Source organism: Corallococcus sp. NCSPR001, assembly GCF_017309135.1.
GTDB lineage: Bacteria > Myxococcota > Myxococcia > Myxococcales > Myxococcaceae > Corallococcus.
Window position 1 is genome coordinate 3,732,564 of sequence record NZ_JAFIMS010000002.1, and the last position, 24,770, is coordinate 3,757,333.

At 70.9% G+C, this 24,770-nt stretch carries 15 protein-coding genes; 4 read left to right on the forward strand and 11 right to left on the reverse strand.

Features of this window, described 5'->3' with window-relative positions:
- Nucleotide 1 precedes the first annotated feature (1 nt).
- The 5 genes from JYJ93_RS17235 to JYJ93_RS17255 form a co-directional block, all read right to left on the reverse strand.
- Entirely contained in the window at nucleotides 2-1,108 is a 1,107-nt protein-coding gene (locus tag JYJ93_RS17235; protein WP_269012484.1) for a hybrid sensor histidine kinase/response regulator, read from the reverse strand.
- A gap of 230 nt (nucleotides 1,109-1,338) precedes the next feature.
- A complete protein-coding gene (locus JYJ93_RS17240) occupies nucleotides 1,339-3,231 on the reverse strand; it encodes an RICIN domain-containing protein (protein WP_206792664.1) in 1,893 nt (630 codons plus the stop codon).
- A gap of 61 nt (nucleotides 3,232-3,292) precedes the next feature.
- Nucleotides 3,293-5,485 (reverse strand): FUSC family protein, encoded by a 2,193-nt coding sequence (locus tag JYJ93_RS17245; RefSeq protein ID WP_206792666.1) that lies wholly within the window; start codon nucleotides 5,483-5,485, stop codon nucleotides 3,293-3,295.
- 97 nt (nucleotides 5,486-5,582) lie between these two features.
- Nucleotides 5,583-6,620, reverse strand: a complete 1,038-nt coding sequence (locus tag JYJ93_RS17250) for an ATP-grasp domain-containing protein (RefSeq protein WP_206792668.1) — start codon at nucleotides 6,618-6,620, stop codon at nucleotides 5,583-5,585.
- 2 nt (nucleotides 6,621-6,622) lie between these two features.
- Nucleotides 6,623-7,690, reverse strand: coding sequence for a putative zinc-binding metallopeptidase (locus tag JYJ93_RS17255; protein WP_242543841.1), 1,068 nt, complete (start codon nucleotides 7,688-7,690; stop codon nucleotides 6,623-6,625).
- Between the two features lie 178 nt (nucleotides 7,691-7,868).
- Between JYJ93_RS17255 and JYJ93_RS17260 the strand changes: the two genes are divergently transcribed.
- Nucleotides 7,869-10,868 carry an ATP-binding protein gene (locus tag JYJ93_RS17260; protein WP_206792671.1) on the forward strand — a complete coding sequence of 1,000 codons (3,000 nt, stop codon included), beginning with the start codon at nucleotides 7,869-7,871 and terminating at the stop codon, nucleotides 10,866-10,868.
- Nucleotides 10,869-10,934: 66 nt separating this feature from the next.
- On the opposite strand, the gene JYJ93_RS17265 is transcribed toward JYJ93_RS17260, so the two are convergent.
- A complete protein-coding gene (locus JYJ93_RS17265; RefSeq protein WP_206792674.1) occupies nucleotides 10,935-12,968 on the reverse strand; it encodes a M20/M25/M40 family metallo-hydrolase in 2,034 nt (677 codons plus the stop codon).
- A 296-nt stretch (nucleotides 12,969-13,264) separates the two neighbouring features.
- Nucleotides 13,265-13,585 (reverse strand): hypothetical protein, encoded by a 321-nt coding sequence (locus JYJ93_RS17270; RefSeq protein ID WP_206792676.1) that lies wholly within the window; start codon nucleotides 13,583-13,585, stop codon nucleotides 13,265-13,267.
- 219 nt (nucleotides 13,586-13,804) lie between these two features.
- On the opposite strand from JYJ93_RS17270, the gene JYJ93_RS17275 reads away from it, so the two are divergent.
- Nucleotides 13,805-14,206, forward strand: coding sequence for a VOC family protein (locus JYJ93_RS17275; RefSeq protein ID WP_206792679.1), 402 nt, complete (start codon nucleotides 13,805-13,807; stop codon nucleotides 14,204-14,206).
- Nucleotides 14,207-14,270: 64 nt separating this feature from the next.
- Here the strand turns inward: JYJ93_RS17275 and JYJ93_RS17280 are convergent, their stop codons facing one another.
- Together JYJ93_RS17280 and JYJ93_RS17285 are read right to left on the reverse strand one after the other, a co-directional pair.
- Nucleotides 14,271-17,834 carry an endopeptidase gene (locus JYJ93_RS17280; RefSeq protein ID WP_206792681.1) on the reverse strand — a complete coding sequence of 1,188 codons (3,564 nt, stop codon included), beginning with the start codon at nucleotides 17,832-17,834 and terminating at the stop codon, nucleotides 14,271-14,273.
- A gap of 163 nt (nucleotides 17,835-17,997) precedes the next feature.
- A complete protein-coding gene (locus tag JYJ93_RS17285) occupies nucleotides 17,998-19,443 on the reverse strand; it encodes a glycosyltransferase family 39 protein (RefSeq protein ID WP_206800341.1) in 1,446 nt (481 codons plus the stop codon).
- A 153-nt stretch (nucleotides 19,444-19,596) separates the two neighbouring features.
- Here JYJ93_RS17285 and tesB point away from each other — a divergent pair, with 153 nt between their 5' ends.
- On the forward strand, nucleotides 19,597-20,466 hold the full coding sequence (gene tesB / locus JYJ93_RS17290; protein ID WP_206792684.1) for an acyl-CoA thioesterase II: 870 nt from the start codon (nucleotides 19,597-19,599) through the stop codon (nucleotides 20,464-20,466).
- A 7-nt stretch (nucleotides 20,467-20,473) separates the two neighbouring features.
- Here tesB and JYJ93_RS17295 read toward each other — a convergent pair whose 3' ends face one another.
- Together JYJ93_RS17295 and JYJ93_RS17300 are read right to left on the reverse strand one after the other, a co-directional pair.
- A complete protein-coding gene (locus tag JYJ93_RS17295; protein WP_206792687.1) occupies nucleotides 20,474-21,043 on the reverse strand; it encodes a hypothetical protein in 570 nt (189 codons plus the stop codon).
- An 80-nt stretch (nucleotides 21,044-21,123) separates the two neighbouring features.
- Nucleotides 21,124-22,353 (reverse strand): heparin lyase I family protein, encoded by a 1,230-nt coding sequence (locus JYJ93_RS17300; protein WP_206792689.1) that lies wholly within the window; start codon nucleotides 22,351-22,353, stop codon nucleotides 21,124-21,126.
- A gap of 623 nt (nucleotides 22,354-22,976) precedes the next feature.
- Here JYJ93_RS17300 and JYJ93_RS17305 point away from each other — a divergent pair.
- Nucleotides 22,977-24,770 carry a sigma 54-interacting transcriptional regulator gene (locus JYJ93_RS17305; protein WP_206792692.1) on the forward strand — a complete coding sequence of 598 codons (1,794 nt, stop codon included), beginning with the start codon at nucleotides 22,977-22,979 and terminating at the stop codon, nucleotides 24,768-24,770.

Consider the following 24,770-nt stretch of genomic DNA (forward strand, 5'->3'; position numbering starts at 1 on the left):
GTCAGTACCTCTGGGTGCGATGCAGGGGGAGCCTCAACTCGAAACACGCGCCCTGGCCCAGGGCGCTCTTCACGGTCAAGGTGCCGTCGTGCGCGGCGGCGATCTCCTGGGCCAGGAAGAGCCCCAGCCCCAGCCCTTCGAAGCGGCCTCCGGAGGGCACGCGCTCGAAGCGGTGGAAGATGCGCGCGTGGTCCTCCGGCGCGATGCCCACGCCCTGGTCCTCCACGGCGAGCACCGCGTGGTCCTCGTGCGTGGACAGGCGCGCCTTCGCGGGCCGGTCCTCCCCGAACTTGATGGCGTTGGACAACAGGTGGCCCACGGCCTGCTCCAGCAGGCGCCGGTCTCCGAAGAGGAGGACGGGCGCGTCCGGCAGCTCCGCCGTCAGGGCCACGTTCGCGCTGCGGGCCGGGGCCTGGAAGCGCTCCACCTGTTCGCGCACCAGCTGGGACAGGTCCACCGTGTCCACCACGAGCGCCACGTCCTGCGTGGACAGGCGTGTCACGTCCGCCAGGCTCTCCACCAGGCCTTGGAGCCGGGTGAGCTGGCGCACCGCGGGGGCGAGCCGCTTCTGCATGGGGCTGCCCGCCTCCGCGTCGGCCGTCACCATCTCCACCGCGCGCTCCAGGTTGAGGCGGAGCACGGTGAGGGGCGTGCGCAGCTCGTGCCCGGCGACGCGGAGGAAGCGGTCGCGCGCGCGCACGGCATCCCGGGCGCGGGCCTGCAGGCGCAGGAGCGCTTCGATGTTGGCGAGCAGCTCGTCCTCCGCCAGTGGGCGCGTCCAGTACGCGTCCGCGCCCTGGGCCAGGCCCCGCACGCGGTCCTCGCGTTTGACGGACACGGACGACAGGTGGGCGATGAGCAGGTCGTGCGTGGCCTCGTCCGCGCGCAGGCGGCGGCAAACCTCGTAGCCGTCGATGTCCGGCATGTGCACGTCCAGCAGCACCAGGTCGGGCAGACCCCGGGCAAGCTGGAGCGCCTCGCGGCCCCCCGCGGCCTCGAGCACCTGGTAGCCGCCCTGCTTCAGGGTGAGGCTCAGCAGGTACCGCGTGGCCGCGTCGTCATTGACGTTGAGGACCGTGATAGCGGTGCGGCCGTGGGCGTTCTTCACGTCGGAGGAATTCACAGGCGTACGGCGGGAACAGTGGGGGCGCGGACGGCGAATGGAACCACCCGCATCGAAAAAGATTGGCGGGAGTGCGCCGGGCGGCCCCTCGGATGTTGCCCCCAGGACGGATCCTCCGCTGGAACCGTCAGCCTTTCCCCAGGCGGGCTGACGGACGCAGGGGGCCGGGCATCGGCGCGTGGCCGGCTTGCCGCCCGGAAGGTCAGGCGCCCTGATCAGGGCACGGCTTCCAGGCGGAACTGCTGGCAGTCGTTGTTGGACCAGACCCACTGCTGGACAGCGGCCCCGTCGCCGCTCGTCCAGCAGTTGCTGACATCCAGCACCTTGCCGCTGTGGCGGGCCTCGAAGCGGGTGTAGCCGCCAGGGGTGGCCACCGGCTTGAACTGCTGGTTGGCGCCGCCCGCCCAGGACCACTGCTGCACGCGCGCGCCGTCCGCGGGGCTCGCGTCCGCCACGTCCACCGCCTTGCCGCTGTAGCGAGACACCAGCCGCGAATAGCCGCTGTCCGTGGCCACCAGGGACCACTGCTGGCTCGAGCCGGTGTGGCACGCCCACTGGTGCAGCCCGGTGCCGTCCGCCGCGGACGGGCCCACGATGTCCACGCACCTGCCCGTGGCCTTGTTGACCAGCCGGTACCACGGCCCCTGCGGGCTGGACGTCCCGCCCCACTGGAAGGACGCCACCGAGCGCGGCGGCAGCGTGTACTCGAAGGCCTGGCCGTTCCAGCGGACCTTGAAGGACAGCGTGGCGCCGTCATTCGAGTTCAGCGCGATGAGCGCGCGCGAGCCGTCCGGGTTGCGGAAGGCGAGCGTCTCGATGTTGTTGTTGCCCAGGGACGTGGCGCCCACGCGCACCGCGCCCGGCCGCACCACCTTCGCCAGGTGTGCCCACGCGTAGTACTCCTCGTTGCGCGTGTACGTGCCGTTGGCGTTGTCCACGGTGAACATGCCCCGGCAGTCCGCGCAGCCGCCCACGCGCGGCCCGTGGTTCGGATCCAACGCCAGGTTCCAGTAGAAGGACGTGCGCGACCAGTGGCGCAGCGGCCCGAAGAGGTTGTTCTGCAGCGCCCACTCCAGGTTCGCCGCGGCGTTGGTGGCCCAGAAGCCGCCGGTGCACTCCGTGAAGTGCACCTCCTTGGTGGGGTACGCGTCGTGGAAGGCGGACTGGACGCTGTAGCTGCCCTCGGGGCTCTCGTAGCAGTGGTAGGCCACGCCCGCGACGGCGCTCTGCGCCTGACCGCCGTTGTAGGCCATCACCTCATGCGGGTAGCCCGCGGGGCCCGAGCCGTCGTACCAGTTGTGGTCCCACGCAATCACCTTCACGCCATTGAAGCCCGCGGCGTTGAGCGCGGGGCGCAGGTGCTGCGCCGCGAAGACGGATTGGTCGTTGGACTCCATCTGCATGGTCGCGTAGCCGCCGTTGGCGTTGTGCGGCTCGTTCTGGAGGCTCAGCGCGTGGATGGGCACGCCGTTGGCCTGGTAGGCCTGCACGAAGCGCACGAAGTAGTTCGCGTAGGTGCCGTACAAATCGTTGCGCAGGTAGCCGCCGCCGGTGAGCGAGTTGTTGAACTTCATCCACGCGGGCGCGCTCCACGGCAGCGCGAAGACCTTCACCTCCGGGTTGATGGCGCGCGCCTGCTTCAGCAGCGGCAGGATGTACGCCGTGTCGTGGCCCACGGAGAAGTCGTTCAGGTCGCAGCAGGTGTCGTCGTAGGTGTAGTGGTTGCGAGCGAAGTCGGACGCGCCCATGGGCAGGCGGATGGCGCTCTGGCCCGCGCCCGAGGCCACGCTGAACAGGTCGTTCATGATGGCCGTGCGCTGCGGCGAGTTGAAGATGAGCCACGCGGACGAGTCCGTGAGCGCGCCGCCGAACCCGTCGAGGGTCTGGTACGTCACGCCCTCGTTCACGTCGATGGCCGTCGCGCTGCCCGTCTCCGGGCCGAACGTCTTGTTCGCCTCCGCGTTGAGCTTCTTCGCCAGCGTGCCGCCAGACGTCGTCGTCAGCCACACCCGCACGGTCTCGTTCGCCGCGCTCGCGGAGGGCGGCAGGAGGGTGGAGGCGGTCAGCAGCAAACCCGGAAGGGAAACGCGGGACAACCAGGCAGACATGGGGGACTCCAGACGCCAAGGGGAGTCTCGCAGTCTATTCTGGCTGTTCTACTAAAGCTCATTAATCGCGGATGGCCTCCAGGCGGCGCATGGCGGCGGTGTGGAGCACGGTGAGCTGGCGCTTCAGCCGCTCCAACTGGGACTGGAGCAGGGGGGCCTCGGCGCCCAGCGCCGCGCCGGCCGCGTCCGGGGTGGGGATGTTCCAGCCGATGAGCGCGTCGAAGGCGGGCAGGGGCTTGGGGCGGCGGCCGTGGTGTACGGAGTCCGCCAGGTCCTCCATGCTCGCGTCCATGGCGCGCGCGAAGCGCGACAGGGCCTCCTGCACCGCCGGGGTGGTGGGCACGGAGCGCCGCGACGCGAGCAGGGTGCAGACGGCGGCGAAGCGGCGGGTGAAGGTGAGCAGCGTCATCAGCGGCTCCACCGCCTCCATGCGCCAGCGCGGTTCGGTGAGCAGGCGCTGGAAGGACGTCTCCGCGTTGATGGTGGCCAGCCCCAGCTTGCGGCGCGCCTCCGCCAGCGCCGCCGGGTCCGGTGGCCCGCCCTGCCTCCAGGCGCGGGCCAGCACGTCGAAGAACTCGCGGTCCGCTCTCAGCGCGTCCGCCATCTGCGCCGGGAAGCGCTGGTGCTCCGAGCGCTGCCACAGGAAGAAGGTGCCCGCGAGCGCCAGCGCGCCGCCGATGAGCGTGTTGACGATGCGCACCGGCGCCAGCGTCCAGTCCCCGCTGCCCATCTCCGCCAGCAGCACGAAGGTGAGCGTGGCGAAGATGGTGTACAGCCCGTAGTTGAGCGGGATGAGGCTCACGCACAGGGCCGCGGTGCAGAACAACAGGCCCATCATCGCGCGTGGGTCCTGGAGCCACGACGCGACGGCGATGGCCAACAGGCCGCCCACCACCGTGCCCAGCACGCGTTGGAGCGCCTTGAGGAAGGTGGGCCCGGTGTACGGCTGCATGATGGTGAGCACGGTGATGGTCACCCAGTAGCCGTGGTTCGGACGGAACACGCTGGCCACGTACACCGCCGCCGTGGTGGTGAGCCCCGCGCGCAGCGCGTGCCGCAGCACCTCTGAATCCAGCGTGAGGTGCGCGCGCACCGGATCCCACAGGGACGCGTGCGACTCCTCGGCCAGCTCGCGCGCGGGAGGCGGGGCGCTGGTGAGGGGGCCGGGCAGCCGGCACGCGGTGTCCAGCGCCACGTCCGCGCGCTCGCGCAGCTCCGTGAGCAGCCGCGCGATGTCCGACAGCCGCGCCCGCTCCAGCCGCGTGACGAGCCCGCGCGCGTCCAGGTCTCCCAGCGCGTCGCGCAGCGCGCGTCCGTCCCACTCCGGCTGGGGCCTGCGGCTGCGGCCCTCCTGCTCCACCAGCCGCACCAGGTCCCTGGCCGTGTTGGCGCAGTCCAGGAGCGCCACGGCCACCGCCGCGCGCGGGTCGCCCACGGGGCCGCTCACCGGTGGGCCCAGGCTTTCCAACTGTTCGCCCAGCGCGATGAGCCCCATGAACATGGCGTCCACGGACTCCAGCAGCACCAGCAGCCGCTCGCCCCGGCCTCGCTCGCCCCGGCCCTTGCGCGTGGCCGCGAGCGTGGTGCGCGCCAGCTCCAGCAGCTCGCGGATGCGCCCGTGCTGCTCCTGGATGAGCGCCTGCCAGGCGTCCTCGCGCGCGCCCTGGACCGTGCGCGACAGGCCCTCCGCGTAGTCCGCCACCGCGTCGAAGCACGCCGCCACCGCCTTGCGCGCGGGCCGGTAGGGGCGGATGGGCCAGAGCACCAGCGACAGCACCATGGCCCACGCGGAGCCGCCCAGCACCGCCAGGCCGGACTCCAGCGCCTGCACGGCGCTGTCCGCGGGCAGCCCCAGGGCGATGACGAAGGTGGTGGCGGCGATGTTGCCGGTGAGGTTCGCCGCCGCGCCGTACACGCCCGCGAAGCTGCACGCCGTCACCCACAGCAGCGTGGCGGGAATGGCCAGGGCCGGGTTCATTCCCGCCAGGCCCCCCAGCACCGCGGACACCGCCGCCGCGAGCGCCGTGCCGCCCATGGCGCGGAAGCGGGCATGGTAGGAGCCGCCCTTGTCCACGAAGGACGTGTTGAAGCCGCCAATCGCCAGCCACAGGGTCGCGGGCAGGTGCAGCGCGGTGCCCACGACGGTGGGGACGAAGAACGCGAGCGCGGCGCGCAGGCCCGCCTTCACCGCGGGCCGCACGGGCGCGAAGCGGGCCACGGCCTTCGCATGGTCCAGGAACTGACGGTGGAGCACGCCTCCCCCATAGAGCAACGCCCCTGGCCGGGCCACCGGAATCCGGGCCCGGTGCCGTGGGGGCGTCACTCCCGCGCGGGACGTCTGGCGCGGGCTTTCAGTGCGGGGCGGGAGCCGGCTCCCTCGGGGGCGCACCGGCCGTGGCCTTGGGCCCCACGCCCAGGCCGTAGCGCCGGGCCGCGGTGTCCACGATGCGCTGCACGAGCGCCTCGTAGCTCACGCCGCGCTCCTTCGCCCCCATGGCCACCTCGCACTGGGTCTCCAGGTAGGGGTTGGGGTTCACCTCCAGGAGGTAGGGCTCGTTGCTGCGGCTGGACACGCGGAAGTCGATGCGCGCGTAGTCGTGCAGCTTGAGCGCGCGGAACGCCGTGATGGCCGCGCGCTCCATGCGGCCCCGCAGCTCGTCCGACAGGTCCGTGGGCAGCACCAGGTGCGGGCTGCCCGGCGTCTCCGGGCCGAACTTCACCTCGCGGTTGGCGATCTTCATCCGCTTGCGGTTCCACCGGGAGCCGAAGTCCAGCTCCACCACCGGAAGGACCTCGGGCGCCGCCGTGTCCCCCACCACGCCCACGTACAGCTCGCGGCCCTCGATGTACTCCTCCGCCAGCGCCTCGTCGTCGTACTCCTGGCGGATCTTCTTCACCCGCCGGGCCAGCCCCTCCATGTCCTTCTCCACGCCCAGGCCCATGGAGGCATCCGAGCGCGCGGGCTTCACCACCAGCGGGAAGGACAGGTCGCCGCTCGTCTGGAACGACGTGCCGTCGAAGGTGGCGAAGCGGGGCGTGAGCACGCCGTGGAACTGGAGCAGCTGCTTGGTGAGCACCTTGTCCTGCGCGAGCAGCAGGCCCGCGGTGCCGGCGCCCGTGAAGGGCACGCGCGCCAGCTCCAGCACCGCCGCGACGTTGACCTCCAGCCGGTAGTCCTCCGCGAACGTCTCGCAAAGGTTGAACACCAGGTCCGCGCGGGTGCTGGTGACCTTGCGCACCAGGTCGGAGACGCTCTCGTCCACGCGCACCTCCGAAAGCTCATGGCCGGCCGCGCGCAGCGCGGCTCCCACCTGCTTCACCACCGGGTCGGGCGGATCCTCCTTGGACTGGTAGTGGAGGATGGCGATGCGAAGGGACTTCACGGGCATGGTCAGTCCTCGAAGAAGCGGTCGGTGTGCAGGTAGTTCATCGCGAGCACGGTGACGAGCGACGCGAGCTGCATCGCCGCCTCGCGGCTGTCGTCCGGGTGCAGGGTGAGGTTCAGCGCGGCGGTGCGCTCCGCCAGGTGGTCCACGAGCGCGCGCACCACGCCCCGGCTCACCCCCGCGTAGTGGCCCACGGTGGAGAGCAGCCGCTGGCGCTCCGCCTGCACCAGCGTCGACGCGCTCACCGGCGCCTCACCCGGGCCCCAGAAGATGTCCTCCAGCGCGTGGTCGAAGGCGTTTCTCAGCTCCACGTCCACCTTCTCGTCCAGCTCGCGCTGGCGGTAGTGGTCCTGGACGGTGCCTTCCATCTCCTCGGTGGTGAAGTCGGGCTCGGCCAACTGCACGGGCGGCGTCGTGCGGCCCAGGCGCTTCGCGGTGTCCTCCACGTACTGGAGCTTCTTGAGCGCGCCCCAGCCCTGGTAGCGCTTCGCCCAGTCGCTGTCCGGCGTGAGCCACACCGCGAAGGTCTCCGCGAAGTCCTCGTCCGGGTGCTTCTGCGCGTACCAGCCGGAGATGTGGAAGACGTACCGGCGCGAGAAGGGCCGGGGCTTGTAGTCGTCCTGGTACGGCCGACCGTAGTCGCCGAACACGCGGCGCCACTCGTCTGTGTCATAGAGGCGGTAGGCGTAGTTGAACGCGTGGCCCGCCTCGTGGCGCAGGTACATCAGGATTTCGGCCTCTGTCTCCGCGCTCCCACCCAGCTCCGCCTCGATGGACAGGAGCTCCGGATCCGCCAGGTAGAAGGGCAGGCCGATGACGGGCACCCCTGAGGGACAGCCCCACTCGTCGGACAGGTAGCACTGGGGCTTGAAGGAGATGCCCTTCGCCTCCAACTCGGCGTGGAGCTGCGCGATGTAGCGCTCCAGGGGCGTGCCCCCCAGCCGAAGGGACAGGTCCTTGATGCGCGCCTGGAGCAGCGCCTCCCGGCGGGGCGACAGCCGGCCTCGCTCCGCCCCCTCGGTGGGATGTTTCTCGCGCAGTACGCGGGACTCGGCCTGCGGGGATGTCATCATCCCCTCCAAGGTGGGACCGGTACCCGGCGGAGGACAGCCCGCCCGCCTTCCGGAGGCAGGCGGCCAGCCGGGCGCCCGGGAGGTGCTCCACTCCGAACGGATGGGCAAATTTCCAGTGGGAAGCCACCAGGACCCGGCATAGGGGAATGGCTCGCTGATGTGAGGAGCAACGCCCGCGATGAGCCAGGACGTTCCGCCGCAGACGCCGGAGACCCTCTTCACCGGCGGCAGCCAGATGCACGCGCTGGTGCGCACGCACGACTGGGCCGCGTCACCCGTGGGCCCCGTGGCCTCCTGGCCCACGAGCCTCAAGATGCTCGTGAAGACGCTGCTCGGGTCGCGCTACCCCATGATTTTGACCTGGGGACCGCGGCTCACCCAGTTCTACAACGACGCTTATTCGCTGGTGATTGGCGACAAGCACCCGGCCGCGCTGGGCACGGACATCCGGGACACGCTCGCGGAGGCGTGGGACTCGCTGGAGCCGCTGGTGCGCGAGGCGATGACGACGGGCGTCGCCAGCTGGGTGCCCGCGCTCCGGCTGCTGCTCAACCGCAGCGGCTACCGCGAGGAGTCCTACTTCGACGTGAGCCACGCGCCCGCCTACGACGACACGGGCGCCATCGGCGGCATGCTCGCGGTGTGCGCGGAGGTGACGCCCCAGGTGCTGAGCGAGCGGCGCACGCGGCTGCTGCGAGACCTGTCCGCCCAGGCGGCGGACACGCGCAGCGTGACGAAGACCTGCGGCGACGTGGTGACCGCCCTGGCGGACCATCCCCTGGACGTGCCGTGCGCGCTCCTCTACCTGCGCGAAGCGGACGGCAGGTCGCTGACGCTGTACGGGGCCGTGGGCATCGAACGCGGCGGTCCCCTGTGCCCGGAGTCCGTGCCGCTGGACGCCAGCTCCCGGATGGCGGCGCCGTTCCTGCGCGCGCTCGCGGGGGAGCGGGTGCTGCGCGACGGGCTGGAGGCGCTCCTGTCCCTGAAGGGCGGGCCGTTTGGTGACGCGGTGGGCACGTTGCTCCTCCAGCCGCTCGCGGGCTCCAGCACGGCCGCGCCGCTGGGGGTGCTCGTCACGGCGCTGTCCCCCAACCGCGCCTTCGATGAGGGCCATGCCTCCTTCAGCGAGCTGTTGAGCGCGCAGGTGGCCGCGTCGCTGCGCAACGCGCGGGCCTACGAGGAGGAGCGCCAGCGCGCGGAGGCGCTGGCGGAGCTGGACCGGGCGAAGACGGCCTTCTTCCACAACATCTCCCACGAGTTCCGCACGCCGCTCACGCTGATGCTGGGGCCGCTGGAGGACGTGCTCGCGCAGGTGCCGGTGACGGAAGGCGCGCGCAAGGACCTGGAGCTCGTCCACCGCAACGCGGGCCGGCTGCTGCGGCTGGTGAACACGCTGCTGGACTTCAGCCGGCTGGAGGCGGGCCGCATCGACTCCAGCTTCGAGCCCACCGACCTGGCCGCCTTCACCCGGGACCTCACGGGCCACTTCCGCTCCGCCATCGAGCGCACCGGCCTGTCCTTCAGCGTGGCGTGCGCCGAGCTGCCGGAGCCCGTCTGGGTGGACCGGCAGATGTGGGAGAAGGTTGTCTTCAACCTGCTCTCCAACGCCCTCAAATTCACCTTCGAGGGCGGCATCATCGTGCGGCAGGAGCACCGGGGCCACGACGTCCTCCTGCGCGTCACCGACACGGGCACGGGCATCCCCCAGGAGGAGCTGCCCCGCCTCTTCGAGCGCTTCCACCGCGTGCGCAACGCGCGAAGCCGCACCCACGAAGGCACCGGCATCGGGCTGGCGCTGGTGCGCGAGCTGGTGGCGCTGCACGGCGGCGACGTGAGCGTGGAGAGCGGGGAGGGCAGGGGCACCACCTTCACCGTGCGCCTCCCCCGGGGCCACGCGCACCTGCCCGCGGACCGCATCCAGGCCGCGCGCCAGCAGGACTCCACCGCCCTGGGCGCGCGCCCCTTCCTCCAGGAGGCCGAGCGCTGGTCGGAGGCGGAGCCCGTGCGCCGGGCGCTGGAGCCGGTGCCGGCGCCGAGGGATGAGGAGGCCCCGGGCGTGGAGGCCCCCAGGGCGCGCGTGCTGGTGGTGGACGACAACGCGGACATGCGCGAGTACGTGGAGCGCGTGCTGTCACCGTCGTTCGACGTGACGCTGGCGACGGACGGTCAGGCCGCGCTGGCCGCCGCGCGCGCGAGCCCGCCGGACCTGGTGCTGACGGACGTGATGATGCCCCGGCTGGGCGGCTTCGGGCTCTTGCGCGGCCTGCGCGAGCGGCCCTCCACGCGCGCCGTCCCCGTGGTGATGCTGTCCGCCCGCGCCGGAGAAGAAGCCGCGGTGGAGGGGCTGGAGGCGGGCGCGGACGACTACCTGGTGAAGCCCTTCAGCGCCCGGGAGCTGGTCGCGCGCGTGCGCTCCATGCTGGAGCTGTCGCGCACCCGCCGCGAGGTCCTGCGCCAGGAGCTGCTGTCCCAGTCGCTGCGCGAGAGCGTCCAGGCCCGGGACGACTTCCTCGCGGTGGCGAGCCACGAATTGAAGACGCCGCTGGCCGCCTTCCGCCTGCACCTGGAGCGGCTGGAGCGCAGCCTGGGCGAGGACGCGCTGGGCCGCGCGAAGAGCCCGCTGGAGTCCGCCGGCCGGCAGGTGCGGCGGCTGCACGCGCTGATGGAGACGCTGCTGGACGTGTCGCAGCTCACCACCGGCCGGCTCGCGCTGGACCTGAACGACGTGGACCTGAGCGCCGTGGTGGGCAACGCGGTGGCCCGGCTGCGCGAGGAGATGGCGCGGACGGGGGTGACGGTGACGCTGGACGCGGGCGCGCCGCTGGTGGGCCGGTACGACCGGCTGCGCATCGACCAGGTGGTGACGCACCTGCTGACGAACGCGGCGAAGTACGGCCAGGGCCGCCCCATCGCGGTGCGCGTGGCCGCCGGGGAAGGCACCGCGCGCCTCATCGTGCGCGACGAGGGCATTGGCATCAGCGAGGCGGACCGCGCGCGCATCTTCGAGCGCTTCGAGCGCGCGGTGCCCGGGCGCAACTACGGCGGCCTGGGCCTGGGGTTGTGGATCGCCCGGCAGGTGGTGGAGGCGCACGGCGGCCGCATCTCCGTGGACAGCCAGCCGGGCGCGGGCTCCACGTTCGTGGTGGAGCTGCCGCTCGAAGGGCTCGAGGCGGCCTGAAGCACGAAGGGGACCCGGGCATGGCGCCCCGGATCCCCTCCTGTGTCACTTCATGTCAGCCGCCGCCTACTGGACGGTGAACATCAGGTCGTCGCGGTCGTTGTACTCGCCGGAGACGCACGCGCTCGTCGGGCTGCCGGTGCCGTAGCGCATCTGCGCGCGCACGGCCTGGTTGGCGCCGGAGGGCAGCGTGTACGTGGCCGAGATGGTCTGCAGGTTCGCGGCCGACGGCGTGACGGAGGTGATGAGCGTCCAGGTGGGCGTCGTCGCGGTGGCGTTGGCCGTGTAGTACAGGTCCAACCGGTCCGACGCGGGGTTGGCGTAGGCCCAGATGGTGGCCTCCACCTTCACCTGCTTGCCGGCGGCGAAGTTGGAGCCGTCCACGGTGGACACCTTGAGGGCCTCCATGGACTCGTCGCTCTTGTAGGTGCCGGTGCTGCCGTCCTTGCAGGTGCCGCGCAGCGTGTTGGGCGTGTTCAGCTCCGGGCCCCGGGTGCCGCGGCCGTTGAAGAGCGTGCCGCTGTCGCAGGTGGCCGCCGCCGCGTTGCAGCGCAGCGTCTTGTACGTGCCGTCGTAGGTGCCGGTCGTGGACACGTTGGCCACCGTCACCGTGCGCGCCGTCGTGGTGGCGGTGTTGCCCGAACCGTCATGCGCCTTCGCCGCCACCGTGTGGCTGCCGTTGGCCACCGTGCGGCTGTCCCACGCGAAGGCGTAGGGCGAGGCGATGGCCGTGCCCTTCACCACGCCGTCCACCAGGAACTCCACCTTGCTGACGCCCACGTTGTCGCTGGCCGTCGCGGTGATGCTGGTGGTGCCGTTCACCGTCGCGCCGCTGGCCGGCGCGGTGAGCGACACGGTGGGGGGCGTGGTGTCCGTGGGCAGGCCCGGGATGGTGCCCTTGCCCAGCTCCGCCAGGTACGCGGCGCCAATGCGCGCGAACTTCAGCGCGTTGTTGGCGTTGCCGTCCGTGCTGTTGGCCAGGGTGTCGTTGGCCGTGTGGATGTTGGGGTTGTCGTTGTTCATCTGCGCTTCGAACGGCATGGACGCCGGGTAGCCCTGCGCGTTCCACGACGCGTGGTCCGAGCACCCGTAGCCGCACGTGATGTTGGTGCGCGAGTAGCCCGTGTACGTGTCGATGAGGTTGCCCAGGAACGCGTTCTGCGCCGCGTTGGTGTTGTCCGTGACGAGCGTCAGGTCCCACGTGGAGCCGCGGTAGTTGGTCATGTCCAGCTGGAGCACGCCCACCACGTTGGCGCCCGCGGACTTGTGCGCCTGCGCGATGGCCTGCGAGCCGTACAGGCCCACCTCCTCCGCCGCGTACGCCATGAACTTCACCGTGCGCGCCGGCTTGTAGCCCTTGGCCATCGCCACGCGGAAGACCTCCGACAGCGTGGCGACACCGGAGGCGTCGTCATCCGCGCCCGGCGCCGTCGCCGTGGGGCGGCTGGAGGAGCCCACCGTGATGTTGATGGAGTCCAGGTGGCCGCCAATCACCACCACCTCATCCGGGTAGACGGTGCCGGTGACGGTGGCGATGACGGACGGCTGCGTCCAGCCGGAGTGCGTGTACAGCTGCACGCTCACGTCGTCGCGTCCGCTGGCGTAGGACGTCCAGGTGTCGCGCAGCCAGCTGGCCGCCTGCGTGCCGCCGGTGGAGTTGTTGTAGTAGCGGTTCGTGTAGCTGGACAGCTGGATGATGGTGCCGCGCAGGCTGGCCTCCTGCAGGCCGGAGAACAGCGAGTTGACCACCGGCGCGTTGTCCAGCGTGTAGCTCACCAGCGACTGCATGGGCTGCGCGGGGCCGAGCGCCGCGAGCGCCGCCTCCTGCGTGTCGTGCGCCATGAAGCCCGCGCAGCGGTGATACTGGTCGTGCATGATGGCGGACACGTCGCCCAGTTGCGACTCGGTGAGCTTCAGCACGCTCACCCCGTTCGCCTCGCGCACCAGCGTGGGCGCGCTCCCGCCGCGGAACGATGAGCGCACCGTGTCCACCGTCTCCGAACCGAGGGTGATGAAGACCTCCTTGTCACGCGGCTCTTCGGCGGAAGCGGTGGCGCAACACAACGACACGACCACGGGGACCACTCTCTTCAAACGCATGTTCCGCTCCGATTCCTGGCGAGGGGCGCACTGACGGGAGGCACGGCCAAGGGACCCCCACGTTCAAGTCCAGGCCGGTCGGCCAGACTTCGTGGGTTGGGCGCATCCTGTGGAATTCAAGACACCGCCGTCAAGACGGAGAGCGGCGTGAAACAGGATGAGACAGCTTTTGCCGCCAACAGTGACGCACCCCGGCCACGCCTGGACGCGCCGCGGAAGGGCTCACGCGCGCGTCACGGGCAGATGATTGGAAAATGGGAAAGGCGAGGGGGGAGGCCGCGGGGGACGGGCGGCGCTCAGGTCTGCAGGTTCATGCTCAGCGAGCGGCCGGCCGCGAAGCGGGGCTCCGCCTGGAGCTTCTCCAGGACACGGTCCGAGGCGACGAGCGTCACCTGGAGCAGCAGGCCCGGCTCGCTCATCCACTTCACCGCGCCCAACAGGTGCTGGGCCTTGATGAACTCCAGCACGGCGCCATGGAAGGCCTTGCCCTCCTCGCGCCACGCCTGGGCCAGCTCCGCCCGGCCGCGCTTCTCCGGTGCCGGGGCCTTGGAGGCTTTCGCCCCACGCTGCCTCGGGGACTGCTCTTCACGGGGCAGGACGATAATTTCGATGAACATCGCGGCACCCTCCTGAAGGCAAGAACAGCGAAGTGGCGCGGACTATCGCACGAAGCTGCGTCGTCCCGCCGCCGCGCGCCCGCGCTTTTGTGGAAGTCGCTGCCGCTTTCACGACTTCCCGGGCGAAGGCGTCTTGACATACGTGAATTGCAGCTCTGATGGTGGCGCGACCGCGCGGTGTTGAACGACACCCGACACGCAAATCACGCGAGGCAGACCATGGAACTGCACCACGGCCGCATGTTCGACCACGTCCACCTCCAGGTGAAGGACCTGGAGGCAAGCAAGCGCTTCTACCGCGCGGTGCTGGAGGTGATGGGCATCCCGGTCTTCAACGAGAGCGAGCGGCACCTGGCCGCGGATGAGCTCTTCCTCAGCAACGACCGCGAGCCCACCGCGCGCGTGCACCTGGCCTTCCAGGCGAAGGACCGGGAGATGGTCCACCGCTTCCACCAGGCGGCGGTGGCCGCGGGCGGCCGTGACAACGGGGCCCCCGGGGAGCGCTCCTACCACCCGGGGTACTACGCGGCCTTCGTGTTGGATCCGGACGGCAACAACATCGAGATGGTCCACCACGGGCCCGCGAAGCGCTCGGCGCCGTCCGTCGTGTACACGTGGTAACGCCGTGAAAAGGCACGGGGGCCCCCGGCGTGGACCGGGAGCCCCCATGTCACTTCAGGGATGACTAGCGCGCCGTCACGGCCCGGCCGCGCACCTGCTTCGCGGACGGGGCGGTGGGGTTGGCGGCCACCGCGGACGCGACGTTGAAGACCAGGTCGTCGTGGTCGTTGTAGCTGCCCGTGACGCAAGCGCTGGAGGCGCTGCCGCCGAAGCGGAACTGCGCGCGCACGGCGTGGTTGCCGGTGGTGCCGCCCACGGTGACGGGGATGGAGAACGTCTTCAGCCCCACCGCGGTGCAGGCCTGGGCGGTGGCGACGGCCGTCCACGCGGGCGTGGTGGTGTTCGTCGTGTAGTACAGGTCCAGCTGGTCCGTGGTGCCGTAGCACCACACCGTCACGTCCACGGTGAGCTGCTTGCCCGGGGTGATGGTGCCCTGGTCCACCGTCTTGAGCACGATGCGGTCGATGCTCTCATCCGCGTGGTAGCTGCCGGAGGCGCCGTCCGTGCAGGTGGCGCCCAGGGTGTTGGGCTGGTTCGGCTCGATGCCGCCGGACATCGTGCCGCGCCCGTTGACGAGCGTGGGGCCGGTGTCGCAGCCGCACACGGAGCCGCAGGCCGGGGTGCGCAGGCTGGAGTTGTACGTGGCCACGGTGGGCGTGCACACGTTGGTGGTGGTGAAGCTGAAGGCCGTGCTGTACGCGCCCGCGCCGCAGCTGTCGGTGGCCCGCGCGCGCCAGTAGTAGGACGTGAGGTTGGACAGGCCCGGCGTCACGTTCCACGCGCTGGAGGACAGGCCGGTGGCGCTGCGCACCACGTTGGTGAACGCGCTGTCGGTGGCCACCTGCACGTCATAGCCGGCCGCGCTCGTCACGTCGGACCAGTCCAGCGCGGGCGTCAGGGCGACGCCCGTGGCGCCGTTGGCGGGGGCCGTCAGGGTGGGGGCCGCCAGGGTGACGCAGCCGCGCGTGGTGAAGCTGCGCGCCGCGCTCCAGGAGCTGGTGCCGCCGCACGAGTTGAGCGCCCGCACGCGCCAGTAGTAGGCGGTGTTCGCCGTCAGGCCCGGGGACACCGTCCAGTTGCTGGCCACGAGCGAGTTGGCGCTGCGCACCACGTTGGTGAACGCGCTGTCGGTGGCCACCTGGACCTCGTAGCCAGACACGCCCGTCACGTCCGCCCAGTCCAGCGCCGCGAGCAGCTCCACGCCGGTGGCGCCGGAGGCGGGGGTGGACAGCGTGGGAGCACCGGGCGCCGCGCAGGTGGGCGTGGTGCAGGTGCAGCTGGACGCCGGGCCGAAGCACGCGTTGCTGCTCGCGGGAACCACGGAGTAGCAGTACTGGCGGCCGTTGGCGACCTCCGGGTCCGTGTAGCTGGTGCCGGTGACGGTGGCCACGCGCGCCTTGCCGAAGTCACAGCCCGCGAAGCCCTCCGTCTTCATCACCCAGTACTGGCTGGCGCCCGAGGACGCCGTCCACGACAGGCTCACCTGGCTGTCGCCCGGGGTGGCCGTGGTGGTGGGGGCCGCCGTGGGCGCTGAAGCGCAGCCGCCGTTGGTGGGCGCGGGCGTGGAGCAGGCGATGTTGTGGCGGTTGTACGCGGCGTAGATGGCCGTCATGTGCGGCGTGCCGTCCGCCAGGTTGCCGTTGTCGTCATCCGCGGCCAGCCACTGCATGTAGCCGTTCGTCGCGCCGCAGCCGTCGGACGTGCCGGCGGTGCAGTTGCAGGCGTGCCACGTGCCGATGTTGCCGGAGCCCTGGTAGAAGAGCTTGTTGCCCAGGAGGAACGCGTCGTTGGAGTCGTAGTTGAAGGGCGCCGCCGTGAGGTCGCGCGTCACCAGGTCCCACGCCGCCTGGCGCACGGGGGACGCGGCGCAGTGCACCTGCTTGCTGCACGGGCCGGAGCCGGACGAGCACATCTTGCAGGTGAAGTTCTGCGGGGTGGCCGGGATGTTCGGCGCGCTCGCCGCCCAGTCCGCGTCACGCACGCCCGAGCAGCGCAGGTTGCACCAGGACTGGCCCGCCACCTGCGACTCCTGCTGGTTGTAGCCCGTGCCGTCCGGCGTGAGGCCGCAGCCCGTGTTCGTCGTCTGGAAGAAGCCGTAGCCCACGCAGGACGTCTGCAGGCGCAGGATGCCCGCGATGTCCGCGTAGCCCTCACTGGAGTTGGAGAGCGAGCCGTTGGCGTCGAAGTTGTCCATGCCGTGGCCCCACTCGTGGTCGAACACCGCGCCAATCTCACCGGTGTTCCGGCAGCCACCGCCGGACTTGTAGAAGTTCACGCTGCTGCCGTTCCAGAAGGCGTTGCAGGTGCTGTTCAAGTTCACGTTGGACGTGAGCTGGCCCTGCAGCCAGGTGTTGCTGGGCAGCCAGCCGCGGGCCACCTCTTTAATCTTGTTCAGCTCGTAGAAGCTGGAGCGCGCCGCCGGCGTGTTGCCCGCGGACGTGCCCGCGGGCACCGTGCAGTCGTGGTCGTTGTTCACGCCGCCCAGGTCCAGGCTGCCCGTGGCGGAGCTCACGTTGATGGCGCCGCAGCTGTCGGCGATCTTCACGTACTTGCCGGACAGCGTCGTGTTGAAGGTGCCGGCGCTGTAGTTGTAGATGCCCGCGCCGTCCGTGAAGTTGTTGGGCGACGCGAAGCCCGTGTTCGCCCACGGCATGGGCGTGTTGGGCTGCATGGTGCCGCACGTCTCCTTCGACGTGCAGGTCCCGATGTTGGTGGACGGGTACACGCCGCCCTTCACCTGCGCGTCGAAGTAGTGGTTGTCATCCTCCACGGCGAGCACCTCGCCGGAGTTGGCGTCCACCGTCACCTTCCAGCGCTCGTGCTCACCGGGGTTGGAGAAGCCGTAGGCCCACACCAGCGCGTGTCCGTAGCCCTGGCCAAAGGCCGCGCCCGTGCGCGCGTAGGGGGCCACCTCCAGCGTGGGCTGCTGCCACAGGCTGGTGGGCGTCAGCGTCTGGCCCAGGAACGTGCTGCCCGCGGCGAGCGCCTGGTTCGCGCTGAAGCGGGGCTTCGTGTCGATGCCCACGTTGGCCCACGCCTCCGTGCCCAGGAGGATGAGGTTGCCGTGGCTGATGGTGGCCGCCAGCCGGCCGTGCCGCACCGTGATGCCGTTCACCACCTGCGGGATGTGCACCTGCCACAGCGTGTCCGTCACCTGCGTCACGCGCGGCGAGCCCAGCTGCAACAGGTCCACCCCAATGGCGTCCTGGTGGTCCGCGACGAACTTGAAGACGAGCTCGCCCACCACGGACTCGTCCACGCTGCCCACGGAGCGGCCCAGCCCCTGGCGCACGGACTCCAGCGTGACGCTGTTGCGGAAGCCGTCACCCGGGATGAGGGGGAAGCTGCCCTGGATGCCCGTGGGCATGCCGGACAGCGGATCCAGGTACACCTGCACGTTGCCGCCAAAGCGGGTGACGAACCCCGCCCACCGGTCCGCGCCCGCGCGCGGCATCAGCGCCCGCGCCTTCTCCAGCGGCACGTTCTGGATGGGCAGGTACAGCTCCGGCTTGAAGAAGGCCTTCTTCGCCACCGCGCTCTGCTGCTCGGGCTGCGAGGGTTGGAATGCATACGTCGTGGAGGACACCAGGAGGGCAAGACAACACAACGCGGACCGCAGGGGGCGCATGACGTCTCCTCGGGTGATGCCGCCGGACGGGACCGGCGGGCTCCGGGGTGGAGCGCCCTCCTGCTTAGGTCATGCGCTTTTTAAGTTGGTATTGCGGTTATTCCTGATTAGGGCCGTATTCCAGAAAGTGGAGTGGATTCAATGCCTTGAAGTGTTCACTCGCTCAGGGGCGGGGCCAGAGCCGGACGCGGTCGTCCTGGATGAGCTTGCCATTCACGGCGTCGGTGGTGCCGCTGGCCATGAAGCGGCGGGGCGTCTCTTGCGTGGCGACGAGCGCGGCCTCCGCCCACACGAGCAGCAGCAGCGCCCCGGCGAGCGCGGGCAGCCTCCGGGCCACGGGGGCGTGGCGCTCGCCCAGGACCTTCAGGGGCAGCACCAGCAGCGGCAGGAGCGCGGGGAAGATGACGAGCAGCCCGCGCGCGTAGCCGAAGAAGGCGAGCGTGACGAGCACCCGGTGCAGCACCACCAGCGACAGCAGCCGGAAGGGCGCGTGCGCGGGCCTGAGTGACAGCAGCATCCCGGCGAGGAGCAGCGCCGCCAGCGGCCACTTGAGCCACGCGGCGTCGGGGATGAACACGTCCACCGGGGCGCGCTCGCCAATGAGGCCTCCGGGCACGTCCGACACGCCGACGCCCAGGCTCAGGCCGTCCAGCCACAGGCCCAGCTTCGTCCAGAAGAGCCGGGCCGCGTCGCCGGGCGAGGCGGCCATCCAGCGCAGCCCTTCCGCGTAGCCGTGCAACAGCAGGCGCCGGTGCTCCGGGCGGGAGGGGTCCAGCTGGCCGTTGCCGCCGCCCTGGTTGATGAGCGCGGGCGTGAAGCCCCCGGTGGCGCCGGCGTGGTTCGCCATGGCGAAGTTGAGCGGCCCATACACCGTGACGGGCACCCACTCCGGCAGCGGCTCCAGGTGCGGCGCCCGCGCGTTGAGCTCGCGCATCGTGTCCAGGTTGCGCAGCGCGGACGGGACGAGCAGCAGCAGGGACACGCCCATCGCCGCGCCCCAGCGCAGGGCCCACGGCCTCCAGGGCGCCCGCTCGCGCGCCGTCCACGCATACACCAGGAGGAAGGGCCACAGCCCCAGGTGCTCCGCGCGGGTGAGGGTGCCCCAGCCCATCACCGCGCCCAATCCCAGCACCGCGGGCCAGGACGGCACCGCGCTGGCCATGCGCAGGGCCAGCGCGCAGGTGAAACACAGCCACAGCGCGGACAGTGTTTCATTGCTGTACGTGGTGGAGAGCACCAGCCACCCGAAGCTCGTGGCGTACAGCCCCGCCGCGACGAAGCTCCACGGCGTCCCCAACAGGCGCCGCCAGAAGCCCTGACAGAAGGCCACCGTGGCCGCGCCCAGACCGGCGAGCGCCAGCTTGTATGGAAGCGCGCTGCCCTGGGGCTCTCCCAGCACCCGGTACAAGAGGCCCAGCAGCGCGGGGAACAGGGGCGGGTGGTAGGGCAGGGCGGCCGGGGCTTCGCGGCCCCGCGCCAGGTCCAGCGCGGCGGTGTGGAAGAAGCGCGCGTCGCCCGCGAAGAAGACGGAGAAGGGCCAGTCCCGGTCCGGCGCGCCCGCCAGGTACAGCCCGCGCAAGAGCAGGCTGGCGGCGAACGTGGCCGCCATGCCCCAGGCCGCCGGGTGCCGCCGGACGGCGTCTGGCAGGGAAGGGAAGGCCACGGGCTCCTCCAGGGCGGAAAGGCGCCGCACTCTACATTGGTCCGCGCACCGGCCCGGGGCTGGGATATGGACGGGGTGCGTCAAAACGGGAGGACATACATGAGCCGGGTGCTGGATGAGCTGTTGGGGCTCCTGAAGCTGGAGCCCATCGAGGAGAACCTGTTCCGTGGCGCGAGCCAGGACCTGGGCTTCCGGCAGCTCTTCGGAGGGCAGGTGCTGGGGCAGTCCGTGTCCGCTGCCAGCCAGACGGTGGAGGAGCAGCGCACGGTGCACTCGCTGCACGGCTACTTCCTGCGCCCCGGGGACGCGGGCCTGCCCGTCGTCTACACCGTGGACCGCGTGCGCGACGGTGGCAGCTTCACCACCCGGCGCGTGGTGGCCATCCAGAAGGGGCAGCCCATCTTCACGCTGATGGCGTCCTTCCAGGGGGAGGAGCCGGGCTTCACGCACCAGGCCACCATGCCGGACGTGCCGCCGCCGGAGTCGCTGCCCACGGACCTGGAGCTGCTGGGGCGCCACGCGGGCCGCATGTCCGAGCGGCACCGGGAGAAGTTCCTCTCCGCCAAGCCCATTGAAATGCGTCCGGTGACGTACGTGGACCCCTTCGAGCCCACCGCCGAGCCGCCCGTGAAGCACGTCTGGTTCCGCGCCGACGGCGCCATGCCCGACGAGCCCCAGGTGCACCGCTACGTGCTCGCGTACGCCAGCGACTTCAACCTGCTGGGCACGGCGCTCCAGCCGCACGCGCAGACGTTCCTCCAGCCGGGCTTCCAGATGGCCAGCCTGGACCACGCGCTGTGGTTCCACGGCGACCTGAAGGTCAACGACTGGCTGCTCTACACCATGGAAAGTCCCTGGGCCGGCAACGCCCGGGGCCTCGCGCGCGGGCACGTCTTCACCCGGGACGGGCGGCTCGTGGCCTCCGTGGCCCAGGAGGGGCTCTTGCGCCAGCGCAAGGACGCGCGCTAGCGGGAGGTCAGAACGCCAGGCCCTGGTACAGCCGGGGCTGGGGACCCAGCTCGATGACGCCGCCCGGGCGGTCGTCACCCGAGCCGGTGGTGGGCTTGAAGAGCTTGCTCACCAGGACCAGCGACCCCATCAGCGCGACGCCGATGGTGCCCGTCAGGATCAGCGTCTTGCCCAGGCTGAACTCGCGCAGCCGGGCGTGGTCCACCTCCGACAGCGCCACCACCGTCGCGGGCGCGGGGGCGCTGGAGGTGGAGCCCTCCAGCGGCACGCCCCGGAAGTGCTCGCCGTCCACGCCCACCTCGATGAAGCGCTGGAACTCCACGTCCGCCTGGGCGGAGACCCGCGCCAGCGCCAGCGGCGTTTCGGAGGTGAACGGGTGCGGCTGGCCCTCCACGTCCCGCACCGTGCGCTTGCGCTCCGTGACGCGGTTGAGCATCACGTCGCCCAGCTCCCGCATCAGCGCCGCGTTGTCGTCCCGGAAGCCATCCAGCCGCGTCAGCTCCGGCTTGGGAATGGCATAGGTCGTGGTGCAGGACGCCAGCAGGGACAGCGCGGTCAGCGCGGCGCACAGACGCATGGAACGGCTCCTCGGGGTGGGCTCGTGAAAGCCTATCCCGGAGCGTGCCCCGGCGCCTACCGGGGCACGCGGCCGGTGTCTCACTTCAACTGATAGTTGGCGTCCAGCACGTCCGCCTTCGAGCGGCCCATCACCCAGCCGTCGTGGTAGACGACGCCCACCGGCGCGATGGTGTCGTTCCGGTACAGGCCGATCTTCAGGTAGTTGAGCTGCCCGGAGTACTGCGTCGCGATGTAGCGCTTGGGCAGCACCAGGTTGCCGTCGTAGTACAGCTCCACGAAGCCCACGGAGGCGTTGGGCGACCACTTCACGTGGAAGATGAAGTCGTGCCAGGCGTTGCGCACCAGGGGCGTGCGCCAGACGATGGTGCCCGGGGACCCGCCGATGTTGAGCCGCATCTCCTCGCCGTAGACGTAGAACTCCACCGGCGGAGAGCCGCAGCAGCCGTCGTGGTGCCACTGGGTGAAGAGCTGCCAGGTGTTCACGCTGGGGAAGTCCGGCGCGAAGCGCGTGCTCCAGCGGTACCAGTACTCGGAGCCCGAGGCCTCCTTCGTCTGCTTGAAGATTTCGTTGCGGTTGCCGCTGGAGTTGATGGGGTCATCGCCCTGCTTCACCGTGGCCTTGAGCGCGTAGCCGCCCTCGCGCAGCGGTGACGAGACGACCTGGAGCCGGTCCGCGGACATCATCTGCGTGCCGTCCCACTGGCTGCGGTCACCGGACTCGAAGTCACCCCGCCACACGATGCCGCTGGGGCTGGTGGGCGGGGGCGTCGTCGCGGTGCCGGCGCAGGGGCGCGCCTCCGCGATGCTGGCCCAGTCGTTGAGGGTGTTGCCCTGCACCGTGACGCGCACCCGGCGCGCGCTCACCGGCGTGAAGGTGTACGTCTCCGACGCGGTGGTCGTGCCCAGGCTCTTGCCGCTGTACACCTGCGTATAGGTGTAGCCGTCCGGCGACACGGAGACGGTGAACGTGTTCGAGCGCTTGTTGCCCTCGTGCCAGGCCACCGCCATCGCGCCCACGCTCTTGGTGGAGCCCAGGTCGTAGTCGATCCACTGGCCCTTGCCCAGGCTGCTCCAGCGGGTGGTGAGCTGATCATCCAGCGTGTTCGCCGCGACGCTGCCGGTGCCATCGTCGCCGCTGGCCTTCACGCTGGCGGGGGTGAGCTGCGTGCAGCCCGTGGTGGTGAGGTCCTCGCCGGACGTCTCGACCGACGGCTGGCGGTCTTCCGCCGGAAGGGAACCATCCGGAGCGCCACAGCCAGCGGCGCCCAGGACGAACAACGTTTCAACCAGGAGGAGGGTTTTCTTCAAGGGGTTGGCCCAGGGGGAAAGGACAGGCAGTGAAAGGCCATGCTCCAACGACAGGAGACAGGGGCACGGCTGGGGGATGTCTGGCTTTACGGCGGGGCAATCCCCTCTCGTGCTCCCGGACCTGTTCGACAGGGCCGCGTCGACGGGAGGAGAAAGACAACGGGATGTGGGGTTCGGTGCTCCATCCGGCAGCAGGGAAAAAGCCTGCCGTACTCCAAGGTGATAAACCGAATACCGAAGTTCTATTTCGAACACAAGCGACGTTGAACCCGCCTGGATGCTGGGCAGGTTCGGAGCTGAAAGACAGACATCAATTTCAGACGGCCCGGTTGGAATCCTTCAACACACCGGCAGGGGCGATACGGCCCGTCGCGTGGGATGCGCACCGCCGGAGCACGGATGTTTCGCGTCGCGGGTTGTGGTGCGGTGTGGGGGGAGGGGGCGCCGCGTTCCAGACAGGGCGTTTTGGACCCGTGTCCACTTGCGACGTGCTGGGGGGACATCCCCTTTGCCGCCGACTTGCGATGACGGGAGAATCAGGCAGAAACCCCGTCCGCAATGTCCGTATTTTTCCAGGAAGCCCGCCGCGCGGCGGCCATGAGGCCGGTCGAGTGACGCACCCCATGTCGCGCTCCGCGTCCGAGCAGGTGCCCCGGAGCGAGCGCAAGCCGTTGTACGTGAAGGTGGTGACCCAGCCGGCGCTGCATGGCTGCTGGTCCGTGAACATCAGCGAGACGGGCATCGGGCTCATCGCCACGCCGCGCCGGCCCTCCGAAGGCCCGCACGAGAACGAGCCGGTGGAGATGGCCTTCTCGCTGCCGGACACGGGCGCGCACGTGCGGGTGCACGGCACGGTGCGCTGGCGCCACGACACGGCGGGCGCCGGAGGCACGGTCGCGGCGCTGGGCATCAGCTTTGGCGCGTTCGACGCCGCGGACGGCGTGAAGCTGGCGCGCTACCTGGCCACGTCCCACCTGCAGGTGGTGGCCGCCTTCGCGTCGGACGACGAGTCACGCGCGGTGCGCCAGGCCCTGGACGGCGTGGCCACGCCGCACTTCGCCGCCACCTCGGAGGACGTGCACGCGCTGCTCACGCGCGGTGACATGGCGGTGCTCCTGGTGTGCGGCCAGGACGAGTCGCGGGCGCTCGCGCTGGTGGAGTCCCTGGCGGAGCTGCGCGCGGAGGTGGACCCCACGGGGGCGGGGCCGCCCAGCGACCTGGCCTCGCGCATCGTCTACTGCGCCCCGGCGGCCCCGGAGCGGCTGGTGGCGCTCTTCAACACCGGCCGCATCTACCGGGCACTGGGGGCGTGGCCGGACCCGGACACCATGCGCGAGGCGGTGCTCCAGGCGGGGCGCGAGCACGGCTTCCGCACGGAGCAGTGGCGCATGGCGCTGGAATTGGAGCGCAACCTCCTGCGCGAGCGCGCGCTGGCCCAGACGCCGGTGGTGGGCGTGGGCCGCCACGGCGAGGACGTGGGCTTCCGCAGCCCGCCCATGCAGCGGGTGATGGAGATGGTGCGCCTGGTGGCCCCCCACCGGGTGGCGGTGCTGCTGCAGGGCGAGACGGGCACCGGCAAGGAGGTGCTGGCGCGCATCCTCCACCGGCTCTCCGGCCGCGGGGACCTGCCGCTCGTGGTCCAGGACTGCGGCGCGCTCACGGAGACGCTGCTGGAGAGCGAGCTGTTCGGCCACGTGAAGGGGGCCTTCACCGGCGCGGTGTCGGACCACCCGGGCCTCTTCGTGCTCGCCAACGGCGGCACCATCTTCCTGGACGAGATTGAAAACACCACGCCCAACCTCCAGGCGAAGCTGTTGCGCGTGCTGGAGACGGGCGACATCCGCCCGGTGGGCGGCACCCAGGTGCGCCACGTGGACGTGCGCGTGGTGGCCGCGAGCAACCGGGACCTGGGCGAGGAGGTGCGCGCCGGCCGCTTCCGTGCGGACCTCTTCTACCGGCTCAACAGCTTCACCATCGACATCCCACCCCTGCGCGAGCGCCCGGAGGACATCCCGGAGCTGGCCCGCGCCTTCGTGGAGCAGTTCAACCGCACCCTCAAGCGCTCCGCCACGGGCGTGGCCCCGGACGCGGACGAGGTGCTGCACGGCTACGGCTGGCCGGGCAACGTGCGGGAGCTGCGCAACGTGGTGGAGCGGGCGGTGCTCCTGTCCCGGCCCGGGGAGATGCTCACCCGGCGCCTGCTGCCGCCCGCGCTCCTCAGCAACACGCTGCCCCGGGCGGACCCCACCGGGGATGGGTCGCTGAGGGCCCGGCTCCAGCAGGTGGAGCGCGACCTCATCCGCGAGGCCCTGGAGCGCCATGGCGGCGTCCTGCGCCGCGCCGCCGTGGCCCTGGGCATGGACCCGGTGACGTTGGGCCGCCGGGCCCGCCGTCACGGGTTGTGGAAGGCGGAGTAG

What these genes read in the sequence shown, in the direction of transcription:
- JYJ93_RS17240 (WP_206792664.1), bottom strand. Translation starts at nt 3,231, where the DNA reads ATGTCTGCCTGGTTGTCCCGCGTTTCCCTTCCGGGTTTGCTGCTGACC.
- JYJ93_RS17250 (WP_206792668.1), bottom strand. Translation starts at nt 6,620, where the DNA reads ATGCCCGTGAAGTCCCTTCGCATCGCCATCCTCCACTACCAGTCCAAG.
- JYJ93_RS17255 (WP_242543841.1), bottom strand. Translation starts at nt 7,690, where the DNA reads ATGATGACATCCCCGCAGGCCGAGTCCCGCGTACTGCGCGAGAAACAT.
- JYJ93_RS17260 (WP_206792671.1), top strand. Translation starts at nt 7,869, where the DNA reads ATGAGCCAGGACGTTCCGCCGCAGACGCCGGAGACCCTCTTCACCGGC.
- JYJ93_RS17265 (WP_206792674.1), bottom strand. Translation starts at nt 12,968, where the DNA reads ATGCGTTTGAAGAGAGTGGTCCCCGTGGTCGTGTCGTTGTGTTGCGCC.
- JYJ93_RS17270 (WP_206792676.1), bottom strand. Translation starts at nt 13,585, where the DNA reads ATGTTCATCGAAATTATCGTCCTGCCCCGTGAAGAGCAGTCCCCGAGG.
- JYJ93_RS17275 (WP_206792679.1), top strand. Translation starts at nt 13,805, where the DNA reads ATGGAACTGCACCACGGCCGCATGTTCGACCACGTCCACCTCCAGGTG.
- JYJ93_RS17280 (WP_206792681.1), bottom strand. Translation starts at nt 17,834, where the DNA reads ATGCGCCCCCTGCGGTCCGCGTTGTGTTGTCTTGCCCTCCTGGTGTCC.
- JYJ93_RS17285 (WP_206800341.1), bottom strand. Translation starts at nt 19,443, where the DNA reads ATGGCGGCCACGTTCGCCGCCAGCCTGCTCTTGCGCGGGCTGTACCTG.
- tesB (WP_206792684.1), top strand. Translation starts at nt 19,597, where the DNA reads ATGAGCCGGGTGCTGGATGAGCTGTTGGGGCTCCTGAAGCTGGAGCCC.
- JYJ93_RS17295 (WP_206792687.1), bottom strand. Translation starts at nt 21,043, where the DNA reads ATGCGTCTGTGCGCCGCGCTGACCGCGCTGTCCCTGCTGGCGTCCTGC.
- JYJ93_RS17305 (WP_206792692.1), top strand. Translation starts at nt 22,977, where the DNA reads ATGTCGCGCTCCGCGTCCGAGCAGGTGCCCCGGAGCGAGCGCAAGCCG.